The 12863-nt window shown below is 57.0% G+C and carries 11 protein-coding genes; all 11 read right to left on the reverse strand.

Going from position 1 to position 12863, the window contains the following annotated elements; translation table 11 throughout:
- Positions 1-12: 12 nt before the first annotated feature.
- The 11 genes from NC979_RS12470 to NC979_RS12520 all read right to left on the reverse strand — a co-directional run bounded on the left by NC979_RS12470 (position 13) and on the right by NC979_RS12520 (position 12777).
- The gene (locus tag NC979_RS12470; protein WP_190521785.1) at positions 13-900 is read right to left on the reverse strand and encodes an AEC family transporter; all 888 of its coding nucleotides are present in this window, start codon (positions 898-900) and stop codon (positions 13-15) included.
- Positions 901-985: 85 nt separating this feature from the next.
- Positions 986-2491, reverse strand: coding sequence for a CoA-acylating methylmalonate-semialdehyde dehydrogenase (locus tag NC979_RS12475; RefSeq protein ID WP_242024125.1), 1506 nt, complete (start codon positions 2489-2491; stop codon positions 986-988).
- Between the two features lie 144 nt (positions 2492-2635).
- Positions 2636-3082: a response regulator transcription factor gene (locus NC979_RS12480; protein ID WP_199308956.1), complete on the reverse strand. Its 447-nt coding sequence runs from the start codon at positions 3080-3082 to the stop codon at positions 2636-2638.
- A gap of 140 nt (positions 3083-3222) precedes the next feature.
- A complete protein-coding gene (locus tag NC979_RS12485; protein WP_242024126.1) occupies positions 3223-4239 on the reverse strand; it encodes a DUF4438 domain-containing protein in 1017 nt (338 codons plus the stop codon).
- A gap of 536 nt (positions 4240-4775) precedes the next feature.
- Positions 4776-5642, reverse strand: coding sequence for a hypothetical protein (locus NC979_RS12490; protein ID WP_190521786.1), 867 nt, complete (start codon positions 5640-5642; stop codon positions 4776-4778).
- Positions 5643-5684: 42 nt separating this feature from the next.
- Positions 5685-6260 carry a hypothetical protein gene (locus NC979_RS12495; protein ID WP_190521788.1) on the reverse strand — a complete coding sequence of 192 codons (576 nt, stop codon included), beginning with the start codon at positions 6258-6260 and terminating at the stop codon, positions 5685-5687.
- A 43-nt stretch (positions 6261-6303) separates the two neighbouring features.
- Positions 6304-7395 (reverse strand): hypothetical protein, encoded by a 1092-nt coding sequence (locus NC979_RS12500; RefSeq protein ID WP_190521790.1) that lies wholly within the window; start codon positions 7393-7395, stop codon positions 6304-6306.
- Between the two features lie 57 nt (positions 7396-7452).
- The gene (locus NC979_RS12505; protein ID WP_190521792.1) at positions 7453-8130 is read right to left on the reverse strand and encodes a hypothetical protein; all 678 of its coding nucleotides are present in this window, start codon (positions 8128-8130) and stop codon (positions 7453-7455) included.
- A 24-nt stretch (positions 8131-8154) separates the two neighbouring features.
- Positions 8155-10119 (reverse strand): hypothetical protein, encoded by a 1965-nt coding sequence (locus tag NC979_RS12510; RefSeq protein ID WP_190521794.1) that lies wholly within the window; start codon positions 10117-10119, stop codon positions 8155-8157.
- 99 nt (positions 10120-10218) lie between these two features.
- Entirely contained in the window at positions 10219-11505 is a 1287-nt protein-coding gene (locus NC979_RS12515; protein WP_190521796.1) for a hypothetical protein, read from the reverse strand.
- A 105-nt stretch (positions 11506-11610) separates the two neighbouring features.
- On the reverse strand, positions 11611-12777 hold the full coding sequence (locus tag NC979_RS12520; protein WP_190521798.1) for a serine/threonine-protein kinase: 1167 nt from the start codon (positions 12775-12777) through the stop codon (positions 11611-11613).
- Between the last annotated feature and the right edge of the window lie 86 nt (positions 12778-12863).

Genomic DNA, 12863 nt, shown 5'->3' on the forward strand with positions numbered 1-12863 from the left:
GAAATCGCCCGATCAACTGCTGAGCCAAAGCACCACGGGTAGGGTAAACACGCTGAGAAAGGTCGAGAGCACAATGGTTCTAGCCACGCGGGTTCTGTCGCCACCCAGTTCCGTCACCCAGATCAGCGAGTTGACGGCCACGGGCATGGCCGCCTGGAGCACCAGCACCTGCCGGTCTAATCCTTGCAAACCCAGCGCCGTACCAATGCCGTAGGCCAGCAACGGCGCCACCACCAACCGCAGCACCGCACCGATTAATTCATAACGGTCGAATACCAGCTCCGTCCGCGCTAGCTGCACCCCCAGCGTCAGCAGCGCCACCGGAATTGCGCCCTCCCCCAGTAGCGCCATGCCCCGCTCCAGCGGCAGCGGAAACGCTTCGTGTGTAGCCTGGAGACCGATGCCCGCGAGGGCGGCCCAAAATACCGGCAGCCGCAGCGTGACGTTGATCCCGGCCTTTAGCCCTGCCTGCTGCAGCACAATGGGGAAGACGGTGGCGATCATGACGCTAGAGCCCACCAGATACACCACCGCCCGCTCTAGCCCGGCCTCGCCGAGGGCAAACAAAATGAAGGGCAGCCCCAGGTTGCCTACGTTTGAGAACATCACGATGGCAATGAGACTCTTTTGCTCATCTACCGAAAAGTCGAGGCGACGGCTCAGCCCCACCGCCAGCAGGTACAGCACCACGGTATTGAGCAAAAAGCTGGTGATGATCGCGATCGCACTGCCCATCGCCAGCGTGGTCTCAGCCAGGCTAGTCAACACCAGCGCGGGCAGCAGGGCGTAGATGTTCAACCGCGTCAGGGTTTGCATGTCTAGCTCAAAGCTGCGGCCCACGCCAAACCCCACTAGGGCGACCAGGGCCACAGGCAGCATCGCCGAAATCAAAACTTCCATAAATACCTAGTGATTTTCACCCTACCACCTGTGACAGGGTGACTGTTCGGGGGGCGATGCGGCGACTGAACCACGGCGATGACTTCTAAAACTGCCGACTCCACTCCTGCGGCCAGCGCTCGACTACTACCTTGGTCTGTGTGAAAAATTCCATCGCGTGGGCTCCCTGCCCGTGGAGGTCGCCGAAGAAGCTATCCTTCCAGCCGCTGAAGGGGAAGAAGGCCATCGGTGCAGCCACGCCGATGTTGATGCCGATGTTGCCAGCGGTAGCCTCGTAGCGAAACTGGCGAGCGGCGGCGCCGCTGTTGGTGAAGAGGCAGGCCATGTTGCCCCAGGGGCTGCGGTTCACTAGGGCGATCGCCGCCTCAATCGTATCCACCGGCATCAGCCCCAGCACGGGGCCGAAGATTTCGGTGTGGGCGATTTCTCCAGAGGGTGGCACGTTTTGTAGCACCGTGGGTTTGACGAAGTGACCCGCTTCTAGGGTGGGAATGTGAGCGTTGCGGCCGTCTACTAAAACCGTTGCCCCTTCATCAGCGCCGGTTTGAATCAGGCTCCCAATGCGCTGCTGGCTCTGGGCTGTAATCACCGGCCCCATCTGCACCTCGGGGTCGAGGCCATTGCCAACGGTGCGGGTGGCGGCGGTGTGGGCGATCGCATCAGTAAACCACTCGGTCGCTTCTCCCACCGTCACCGCTAGGGACGCCGCCAGACAGCGCTGACCGGCACAACCAAAGGCGCTATCGGCCACAATTCGTGTTGTCATCTCCTGGTCAGCATCGGGCAGCACAATCACCGGGTTTTTGGCCCCGCCCTGGCACTGCACCCGCTTGCCGTGGGCCGCCGCCTGGGCGTAGATATATTTGGCGACCGGCGAGGAGCCGACAAAGCTGATCGCCTGAATGGTGGGGTGTTCTAGAATCGCATCCACCGTTTCTTTGGCCCCATTTACCAGGTTCACCACGCCGGGGGGAAAGCCCGCCTGATCTAGCAGCTCGAAGATGCGCTGCATAGTTAGGGGCACTTTCTCGGAGGGTTTGACGATGTAGGTGTTGCCGCAGGCCAGAGCGTAGGGCATAAACCAAAAGGGAATCATGGCGGGGAAGTTGAAGGGGGCGATCGCCGCTGCCACCCCCAACGGTTGCCGAATCATAAACTCATCAATGCCGCTGGCAATATCCTCCAGCACCGTGCCCTGCATCATCATCGGGATGCCGCAGGCCACCTCTACGTTTTCGATCGCCCGCCGCAGCTCGCCCTTCGACTCAGCCAGGGTTTTGCCACACTCCTGGGTAATAGTCTGGGCCAGCTCCTCTAGGTGCGTTTCTAACAGGTCTTTCAGCTTAAATAGGTACTGCACTCGCTGGGGCGGGGGAACTCGACGCCACTCCTCAAACGCTGTTGCCGCTGCCTGGGCAGCCTGATCGACCTCCTGCTTAGGAGAAATGGGAACTTGGGCCAGCACCTCTCCGGTCGCCGGGTTATTGACCGAAAGCACATCCCCCGCCGCCGACGGCAACCACTGGCCGTTGATGTAGTTTCTCAAAAGCCCCGATTGCGTCATGCTCGATCGCGCCCCCAACTGCGTCATGTTCGTGCTGTGATTACTGCTCACCAAGCATCATAGACGCCGCTCTACCCACGTAGGGCTATTGTGCCGCCTCAGCAAGCAAGGATGCGGCAATGGCATCAATACTGTTTAACAAGCCAGGTCTTCTACTAAAGCACTCAGCCCTTAGGTTTGGCATTGAATCATGGAGGCACAGCGGTAGACCATGGCTGCCCGGCTATCGACCCCCAGCTTGAGAAAGATGCGTCGCAGGTGTGTCGATACTGTCCATTCACTGATTCGCAACTGGCGGGCAATTTGTTTATTGGGTCGCCCCATAGCTACCAGGGTAGCTACCTGCAATTCGCGATCGGTTAACAGCCGAGTCAGGTCATTGGCAGCTGAGAGCTCGGGCTCGACTTTAACCACGGCACAGAGGTAGCCATTAACTTCAAAGCGGCTGATTTCAATAAATTGGGCTTCCTCATCCTCGCTCTCTGACCCATTGACCCCACTGGCGGAGTCTGCCAACATCACCACGCAGTAGTGCTGCTGATTGATGTCAAAGCTGTCTAAAATTCGGGTTGATAAATTAAACTCTGTTGGCGTCTGAACCGAGGAAAAAGGTTGCATTTAAACCTCCAGGGGGGGAGAAGTGCAATCACTAGCCTCTAGGCTGGGGCCTGGACTCCCCTAGCGAGTTGACTGCAAAAAGAGAAATTAAAAATCAAATTTTTAACACCATCAAGAAACTGAAGGAACTCCTGACCAGGTTAGCGGGGCTCAAGATGACGAATCGAGGGAACACGAGGGGTAACCGGCTGACGATGAGGAGCAGCGGGGATAGATGACCCGGCTAAAGGGCGATGAACTCTAGCGGGGGGAAGCGTGCGCAGATTAAACCAAACGGCCAGGTTGGCCTGGGGGTCTAAAACGGGCTGTAGGCTGCTACCCGGCCCGGTGAGCAGGGGAGTGACTCCTGGCCCATGACCACTGACGGTGCTGTCGCCATGCACAATAATTCCAAGGGTAACCCGCCCTTGTCGGTAGGCTGGTCCAAACCGGGCGTCACCATCACAAATTGCAACAAAATCACCAAAGCGCAGGCTGCCTAGGCGGTAGCGATCGCGTATCCCCTCATCGAACAGCTGAATATCATAATCGCCCCGCCATACGGTATTTTTGCCCAACCCTGACCCCATAATCTGTGACGGAATCATGTGGGTGACGGGCACCTGCAATCGCCGTTGGCTGGGGTGCAAGCCCCACCGCCGCAGCAAAACTGGAGAACAATTGCTGACGGTCACCTCGGGATAGTCGAGCAGCCGCAGCCCCAAGCCGTGGCTGTAGATTTGAATGCGATCGCCAATTTGTAGCCGCCCCAGCACCGGGGGGGCAAAGTCAACAATGACATGATCGACACCGCCGTGTTTGCCCGTCACTAACCCCCGCTGGCCGGTACAGGGGCCGCTGATTACCCGCGCCAGGTTGCCCACGCAAGAGTAGGTAAGCAGAGCCAGATTAGGTCCCCGGCGGCTGCCGATCACCTCGCGGTTGTTGTTGTGCAGGGCCACTCCCGGCTCAATGTGGTCACCCATCAGGCCGACGCAGCGATCGCCAATGCGCTGGTTGAGCACAATGCCCCCCGTGGCGGGCAGCACCCGCGACACCCCATCGTGGCCCATGCGGTAAGGGTTAACCGCCCCCACTGGGTGCGCCACCTGGCCCATCACCGCCACCATCACTAGGTCAGGCTGGTTGGTGCGGAGAGTATGTCTGACTTTAGCCATGAGTCCATGCCTACCCAATAGGTACTATGCGAAGGTAAGAGTTTAAGTCACCGTAATATCGCCTAGCAGGATGCAGTTTGGATTGGTATTACCTACCCATATTTCGAGGTAGTAATTGCCAGAGGGCAAGTTATTCCAGGTAAAATTAGCAGGTCGAGAAATTGGAAACCTGGCTGATCCAAAACTTCGATCTGGCCGATACCAAGACTCGCTCTTGTGTAGCTGAATATGATATTCAGCTACTGGACAACTCGCGGGCCGATCCCATCGTGCCGAGCTGCTAACTGTAACAGCACCACGAGTGACTGGAAAGATTCTTGAATTGGGTAATCGAGCCCGAATTCTAAATGTGCTCGTGAATTCATCGATATCTGTAAAATCGTCGAAGTCAAGATCTAGATTATCAATCTGGAATTTCCGATACATGACTTAATCTCCACAGATTAACCACAAAGGACTATCAATATAAGAAGATAGACATCCTGCTGCTATCGCTCTTCGTAACAAGTAAAGTTAAAGCCACCTATTGAATTAGGCTAATGCAGGGAATACCAAAACCCCTGAGCACCTTGCCAGAGGTCTATAGAGGGCTCCAAAAACTCCGATGACTCCAGCGCAGTGAAGGGCAAACTTTCTGACCAATTTTGTGTCGTGCCCAAAGTTGCAGCGGCGGGCACAACGAGATGAATAATACTCAAATTCAAGCCAGACCAGAGAAATTTAGAGACCCCAGCATGAACTAGAACACTACGAAAGTAATTTTGCTCAATATCGGCCATTACATTGTCAAATCCAATTTCTTGACAGGCAATGCCCCATTTGGTGAGCGTGCTACAAACACGAGGAGGCTGATTCTGAGCTAGTTCTGCGGTGGTTCGGTGGGTCAAAATGCAGGCAGGTCGGGCGGCGGCTAAGGCCGCTAAATCTCGGTAGGCTAGGGTTAAGACATCATCCCTGGCCAACTGTTCTCCTATCTGACCATCAAGACTTTGGGCCAGGGATTCCCAACGCCAAATCAAATCGCTATCAGCTCCAGCGGGTACAAACGATTCGCCAATCACATCAGCTAAAAAGTTGATGTTGCGGGTGGTGGGGTCAACTCGAAGCCGCAGGCGCTCCCACTCTTGCAGCGATCGCAACATCTGCTGCGACACCTCCTGTCGCTCAGTTGGGGGCAACACCTCAATCTGCTTTCCTAGCAGAGCTTCTGGCTGCTCCACATAAAACTGCGGGTTGTCGAGCATATGCCAAAACTCCCGCACAATCCACAGCTCCATCAGCTCGCTGAGCTGTTTGACTAGGGGCAGGCCGTAGATTGACAGCGCCAGGGCCGGGTCAAGCACACAGGCCCACCGCCGCTGGGTGAGGGTAATCGATACATCCGAGACCAGGGTTCCTGTCATTGTTCTACCCCTTGCTTAAACTGCTATTGATTGAACGAATCGCTAGCGATCGAAATCCAACACATCCCGAGGCCTTAAATCCTGGTTGCTCACGGTGGTTCTGCGGGTAAGTGGGTCATAAACATGCTTTTCGAGGGTTCGCCCTGACTGAGGATCAATGAGTAAGAACACGCTACGTGCCCCTGGATCGTTGCCAATCACTTCTCGCTGATGACGCTGCAGGTCATGGCGGCTAGTATCTACCTCAATGTTGATGCGTCGCCCACTACGAGGATCGACCGCTTGAATATCGGGTTGATTGCGGGCTGTGACTAGGCGCTCAATGCGTCGTCGCTGCCCCCGTCCCCGAATAACGGGTCGCTGGCGAGGAATGACCTGGGCCTGCTCGTTGCGCAGGGTATTTCGAGATACCCCCCACTGCTGCAGCCTTCTCATAATTTGGTTCCATCGCGTCACCTGAGTATTGAGGGCGGAACGACCCCGGTTTGGGGGAGGCGGAAAACCCCCTCCTCGGGCGTAGTCACCCTCTTTCTCCTGAAGCCAGTCGTCTAGGCGATCGCGGCCATCGAAGGCTGATACTGCTCTTGGCAAGTAGGCCATACCGTAGGGTCTTCTCATAGCTAGCATCCTCTAAAGCGTTGCGTGAGGCGTTACCACCGCATTACAGTCGGGCAGAGTTGATCCCGATCACCCGCTTGAGCGCCGGGGTTACCCCCGCAAACCCCCGGCCTTCGGGGGTCATGCGGTAGGCGGCAAGCCAGGCTTCTGCATGGGACCCCATGGGCCGCAGCTCCGACTGGAAGAGGATGGGGTCGATCGCGGTCTTGAAGTCGTTGTCGGCCACAAATTGCAGTATGCGCCGCCCGCTCTCGGCCATTTTGGCCCGCTGCGACGGTTCCGAAATGCCCCCCAGGTATCGGTTCGACACAATTTCGATCACATCCCATTTGGTGTTGGCGTCAAAGGCTTTTTTGATGTCAGGGGTGTCAAGCAGCTCTAGCACCGAGTTGAGGTAATGACCGGTCTCGACCGTCAGGGCCAAAATGTTGCCATAGGTAGAGCGATCGAGGGCATAGCGCAGGTCCAACCCGATCCGCTGCACTGTGCCGATGCTGCCAAAGGGGCGCTGCTCAATCAGCGGCCCGCCGCGGATCACTTCGCCGATCAACAAATCGCGAAAGTATTGCCCCACCGCCACCATAAAGCCCACAAACTGGCGGTGAAACTGCTGGTTGACGATCGCCCCCGCCGGAGCCGGAGCAGTGCCGTAGTTGAAGGCGCGGCGGTAGGCCACCATGCGATCGCGCACCCCGTAGCGCAGTGGCTTCCATTTCTCTAGCAGGTAAAGCCCCCTAGCCCCTGGCCCCCGCTGAATGCGCATACGACCCTCGCGAAACAGCCGCTGCAACACCTGCACTACCTGGAACACTTTCATGCGCTCGTGCTGATAGATGTAGTACAACTCTGCCGCCGCGTGGAGCTGGCTGGGCACCACCGAGTCGTCAAAGTTGGGCTGAATGTAGGGGTAGGTGACGTTTTCAAAGGGCACGGGGCCTTTGCCGCCAAAGCCAATTAAATCGAGAAAGCCATCGGGTGCGCCTGTTCCATCAGCAGCATCTTTGAGTAGCTCCCCAAAGCGGTCTTCAAGCTGCTGTTCATACTGCTGGCGCTCCTCTGGCGGCATTGAGGACAACTGCTCTCGCAGAAAGTTTGCCCACAAGCGTTGAATTGTCTCTGTCGTTTGAAAGCTCATGGCATTCGTCCTTAGCCTAAGGAATAGTTACTACGGGTTTGGTGTTGCTGAGGGCTTTTAGCTACTGGTTGTGTCACCCTGCACTAAAGAAATTTGGGTATTGACTGTGGGTTCAGTAGGTTCAGTATTAGGTGCTTCTAGCTGCTCGCTGCACCGTTTGGCAAAGAACTTCAGGATGCGATCGCGAAACTCATGTATCTCTACCAGTCGCTCGGCGCGATCGCTAAAGTCAGGCTCAACGTCCTCAAAAAGGGCATTAAAATAAGCCGTAAATTGGTTATATTGTTCTGCGCTAAGACGGTCTAGATTTCTCTGCTCATCTAGAATCTCAACGCAGTTTCTATAGAGAGCGTGGTCGGAGTTTTTATAACTAGCAAGCGTGTCATTGTTGCTAGCTTTACTGCCCCTGCCTTTGCCTTTTTTAGCCGTGAAGCTTGAATCTGTCATCAAGCTTTCAATCTCATTTAGCGTACGCATAAACGTAAACGCATGCTGAATACAAAAATCATCTGCATCTTTTAGAAGAATTAAGTCAGGAATTCCCGCTACTTCTCGGATTAGAACTCCTATTTGCTGAGGTAGCAGGTCAACTGCCTCCGTTAAAGCCTGAACCTTAGTCGCTAAAGTGGCATTAGATGCAGTATTGGTATCGCTTAACGTAAGTAAACCGGCATTGAGAGAATTAACGGACGCTTGAATGTCCTCCCAGATGCCAATGAAAGCGGTTGAAGGCATAAGAACACCTCACGGCAGTAAAGATCAGTAATCACGGTTGAGGCCATCGGGCAGCACATTGTTAACTAGACCATCTAAACTAGTTTCGTAGTGAGGCGGCAGGCTAATGTTGTATTGTTCGCAGATAGGAGTGCCGCTCACCATCTCGATGGCGCGCTCAATTACCTGCGACAACCCTGTAAAGACTTCATCGTAAGTAATGCAGCTAGGTGCCATGGTCATTACCAGGTCTCGCCAGCGCGATTCGGTTTCTCGTTGAATGCACAACTCCTGATGCAAAATGTTTAAATAAGGCGCTAGGACTGCAGACGGTTCAAGTCTGTCAGCCAACCTAGAGTTTGATCGCAAAAGCTGAGCACGACCCTGATGAGAAAGCCCATAGACTCGACCAATCGACCCAACCGTTAAAGGAGAGGATTTTAGTTCGCTTAAAGACTCATTTAGCTCCCTTTGCTGGTTAGGGAAATTAGCTAATTGAGCTAACACGCCCTCGCCAAACCAAGTCACCTCTTCCACAATCCGCCGAATAATTGGATCATTTTGACTAAGGGTTGGCCATAGCTGGGCTTGAATGCCGCCGTTCAACCCTAAAACACGATGGAGCGGGTTTTCTGGCAAGATGCATGGACGTTCTACTTGGCCTAAAAACACCTCAATTAAGAAACCATAGGCTGCCGCCCGCCGTTCGGGTTCGCCAAAGTTTTCGTTGCCCAAGGCGTAGAGGTCGATGGAGCGATCGACATCGTAGAGAATCTTGTCGAGAATAATCTGGCAGCGTACGGCCTCGGAGGTGCAGCCACACTGCAAGAAGCAATCGAGCTGTTCTGCCAGCACGCCGCGCTGGATAATTAAGGCTAACAGGCGTTGGTCGGCGTCTTCTAGCCCGCCGATGCCGTAGAGACCATAGAACAGGATAGGTGGACGGGCAACGCGCAGCAGACGGAAGCCGCCAGAACTGTTAAACGAATCGGCAAACAGTTGCAGCGCTGAGAGAAACGTGGTCAAGGGGGGCGACTCAGGTACGACCAGGCGCTGACCAATCGTGATCAACCGACGGAACCGTTCCAGATCGAGTTGAGCCGTTGCGCCCAAAGCTCTGAGGCCATCGGCATTGCCGTGGGCGGCCCGTTGAATTAATACATCCATCATGCGCGACAGCTCGCCTTCTACGAGCAAAGCGCGCAGGTCGCCCTGCCCCTGCTGCTCTAAGGTGTCGTAAAGACGGCGGTAGGCATCAAGGCCGCGAGGCCATTCATTAGGGCCATAGGCATCTTGGGTGGAGCCAACCAGGTTGCGGAGGGCATAGATGGCAGCATCGCGCCGTACCTGGAGTTCGCTGTAGGGAGCCTGGAGCAAAAACCGGCCGCCGCTAAAGCTGACATTGGCCAGCGATTCACCCATTATGACCAGCAGCACGGCGGCGGCTTCGTCGAGGCTCTGGGCTAGTTTGCGGTAGTTGATGTTGAGCGCTGGAGTCAACGCTCCTACTAGGCGGGCAATGCGTGCGTAGTCTCCCAGCGATCGCCTGGCCCCAAAGGCTTTATCTCGTTGGCGGGGATCGAGGGCAAATCGGGCTGCCATTGACCCCTCCACCAAGGTTGAACGGATGGCGCTGGCCCACCCCTGGAGTTCTAGGGTGATATCTTTCAAAATGGTATTGGTGGTCAACTCCTGCAAATCCCGCTCGATATCATCCATAGCCTGTTGCAATTCGGCATCGGATGAAGTGGAGGCTCGAGCAAGATTGAGCGGTGCGGTGGATGTCGTTAGAAACGGTACACCCTGGGCTTCGCGGCTGATGGCGATCGCCTTGGGTGTATCTTTGTAGCGAGTCAGCAGAGCCTCGGCCACCAACTTGGCATCGTTGGGGTCGCTGACCTTGAGTTCGCGGCGCAGCAGGTTATCCAATGCCATTCGCGCCGGGGTCGCGGGTACCGCTGAGGCAGCACCAGAACTGTTTTGGAACGGGTTGGTGGGTTGAGTGGCCATGGTGGTTACAACATCCTGCGTACAAGGGGTTGAAAACGAAGCTTGGGCAAGGCTAGGGAATAGCCTGAGGGCCGACAGTCAATCGGGTTTGCTAGTGAGTTAGGCCGCAACGGCCTGTTGGGCCTCAGTCAGGGTCGCGATCGGCTGAGCATTGAGGGATGCCAGATGGCGAATCACCTGTTGTGACAACTCTTGGGACGAAATTTGACCCGAGGCCAGGGCGTAGCTAGCAGCACTGACGACGAACCGGGGCGGCAAATCGTCGGGCACCCGCCCCCGGCTCAGGGCTCGCGAACCAGCGAGGATAGCCCTCTGGTCATCGCGGGTGAAGGGGATGACATCTGCCAGGGCACGCTGGGCCAAATTGCGCCGGGGCTGAAAGACAATTTCGTCCACAATCTGGGGAATTAGCTGGTCGGCGGTCGTCATTAGATAGGGGGGAATGCGCCCTGGGGCCTGGGGGGTATAGAGCCCCTGCCAGACCCGGCGCAGGCGGCTGGCCTCACCCCCAAAACCCAACCGCTGAAGCATTTCAGCCAAGATAAATACCCGTAAAAAGGCGGTAGGGTGGGCGCTGCCGGGGCGAAAGCTCAGCACCCGAGGAGCAGGGTTGGCTAGAAATATGGCCATGCCCCAGGCGGCGGCGGGGCCGCCCAGCAAAATTGCGGCCAAATCGGCAAAGATTTCCTTGTGCCAGCGGGCGTAGATGCGGGTGAGCATGGGGTTACCACTAAAGCGCAGGGCGCGGCGCACTACCGCCTGCCGATTCTCTTGCCAGATGCCCAAATCAGCCTGAATGTTGTGGGCTACCTCGTGAAGGAAGACGGCCTGCCAGGGGCTCTCCCGATCCCACGGGATACGGATGATAGGGAAGGGGTTGGGCTCGCCTAGCAGCCGGTTGAGCACCACCCCACGCCGAATGGTGGCGGGAGAAAAGCCATGCTCCATATAGCTCAAAGGCTTAAGCAGGGGGCCGCGAAACAGGTCGGGGGCGGTTTGACGAATGATGGCGTAGCAGTCAACGGCGATCGCATCGTGGGTTGCCAACCCTGGGGCAAAGGTAGTGCCCCGCTGGCCAAACACCTCGAAGAAAAGACCAAAGGCGCGTCGGGCGCGATCGAGTTCTCGCTCGACCAAGGCAATGTCGACAAGCATCTGCTGCTCGGGCACCGCAGAGCTGTGGCGCTGCACCCGGCGCAGCCGCCGCCGAATTTCTCGGCCAATCTTGCTCAGCCGCTGGTTGGCGGCCCGAAAGTGAGCTGGGGACGGGGCGTAGGGCAGGTCTTGGGGGCGAATGCCCACTGAGGCATAGTCGATGCGGGTCAACCGCTTAGCTCGGGCGGCCAAGCCCCTGATTTTGACCCTTAAGAATTGCCGAGTGACCATGATCAGCTCCGGTGATTAACCCAGGGAAAGGGGTGGGGATGGATGGGTGATGGGGTGACCGGGTAATGAGGTTGTGACTCCATCAGGCCCATCCACTAGAGGCGGCTAACCGTGGCTGCGAACGGTCAGTGTGACCGGGCCGCGCAGGTTGAACTGGCGGGCTCTGCCGCAGGTGGGGCAGCCAGCCACGCGACCAATGCCACCGACAACGCCAGGGCGCGCCCCAGGTCGCATTACCCCAGGCCGTATGCCTCCCTGGCGACGCAGGGGTCGCCGAGCGGTCATGCCAGGCCGTGGCCGTGGGGCTCCCATCCGGCGGCGACGGCCCGTGGCTCCTCCAGGCCGTGCCCCCGGAGCTAGTGGCCGAGAGAGGCGGCGCACTACCCCAGGGCGACGGGCTACCTGGGGAGTAATGCGGCGTACCGCTGGTCCTACTGCCCGGGCCGGCACGGGGCGGCGACCTACCGCTCGGGTCACCCGCACCGCTGCTCTAGCGGCTGGGGCTCCTTGCTGGCGAGCTAGGGTTTGTACGGATTGCGATACTGCTCGCACCGCCTGCCGTCTGACAGGTAGCGCCGCTCGGGCCACCCGGGGAGCCGCTGTACGCAGGGCCATACCAGCAATCATTGGGGCGGCAGCATCAATGGCATCTTCTTCTTCGGCCATATCGATCATGGCATCGAGGACTTCAAACTCATCGGCTCCATCGGCTAGCAATCGTCCCGCCACACTGGCAATGCGGCCAATAGCCTGAGCCTGGGGTAAGGGAATGGCGCTGGCAATGGGGGCAACGGCTCGGGCGACGCGGCCCACGACGGGGGCTACACGACGGGCGACATTCCCCACAGCCCGAGCCGCCCGCCGAATCCGCCGCAGAAATTCGTCGGTATCTTCAGCATCGAGGGCATCGGCCATGGCGTCTTCGAAGCTATCCATGGCGCTGTAGTCGTCGTACTCGTCGTAGGCATCATACGCATCGTATTCGTCGAATTCGTCATAGGCATCGTAGGCCTCAAAATCGTCATAGGCATCGTAGGCATCGTCATAGTCATCAAATTCATCACCGCCCAAAACGCTGCCAGCGGCTTGACCAACGCCCCTGGCCAAGCCGCTGAGAAAGGCATCATCATCATCTTCAGCAGCGTCGTAGTCATCAAACTCGTCGCCGTAGTCGTCGTACTCGTCGTAGGCATTTTGAGCGACGGCAGGGCCCTCCGCTGCATCAAAGGACAGATCGTCCATCACATCCATTTCAAATGAGTTTTGGTACATGGTGAATCCTCGTCATGTCGTCGGTTATAAGCAGAGTCAATCAAAGCCATGTCTAGAAGCGGAGTTTTGCTTGTGAAAAACCACAA

Source organism: Leptolyngbya subtilissima AS-A7, assembly GCF_039962255.1.
Taxonomy (GTDB): domain Bacteria; phylum Cyanobacteriota; class Cyanobacteriia; order Phormidesmidales; family Phormidesmidaceae; genus Nodosilinea.

Coding starts and splice junctions, on each gene's coding strand:
- NC979_RS12490 (WP_190521786.1), bottom strand. CDS start 5,642: ATGACAGGAACCCTGGTCTCGGATGTATCGATTACCCTCACCCAGCGG.
- NC979_RS12520 (WP_190521798.1), bottom strand. CDS start 12,777: ATGTACCAAAACTCATTTGAAATGGATGTGATGGACGATCTGTCCTTT.
- NC979_RS12475 (WP_242024125.1), bottom strand. CDS start 2,491: ATGACGCAGTTGGGGGCGCGATCGAGCATGACGCAATCGGGGCTTTTG.
- NC979_RS12495 (WP_190521788.1), bottom strand. CDS start 6,260: ATGAGAAGACCCTACGGTATGGCCTACTTGCCAAGAGCAGTATCAGCC.
- NC979_RS12510 (WP_190521794.1), bottom strand. CDS start 10,119: ATGGCCACTCAACCCACCAACCCGTTCCAAAACAGTTCTGGTGCTGCC.
- NC979_RS12470 (WP_190521785.1), bottom strand. CDS start 900: ATGGAAGTTTTGATTTCGGCGATGCTGCCTGTGGCCCTGGTCGCCCTA.
- NC979_RS12485 (WP_242024126.1), bottom strand. CDS start 4,239: ATGGCTAAAGTCAGACATACTCTCCGCACCAACCAGCCTGACCTAGTG.
- NC979_RS12480 (WP_199308956.1), bottom strand. CDS start 3,082: ATGCAACCTTTTTCCTCGGTTCAGACGCCAACAGAGTTTAATTTATCA.
- NC979_RS12505 (WP_190521792.1), bottom strand. CDS start 8,130: ATGCCTTCAACCGCTTTCATTGGCATCTGGGAGGACATTCAAGCGTCC.
- NC979_RS12500 (WP_190521790.1), bottom strand. CDS start 7,395: ATGAGCTTTCAAACGACAGAGACAATTCAACGCTTGTGGGCAAACTTT.
- NC979_RS12515 (WP_190521796.1), bottom strand. CDS start 11,505: ATGGTCACTCGGCAATTCTTAAGGGTCAAAATCAGGGGCTTGGCCGCC.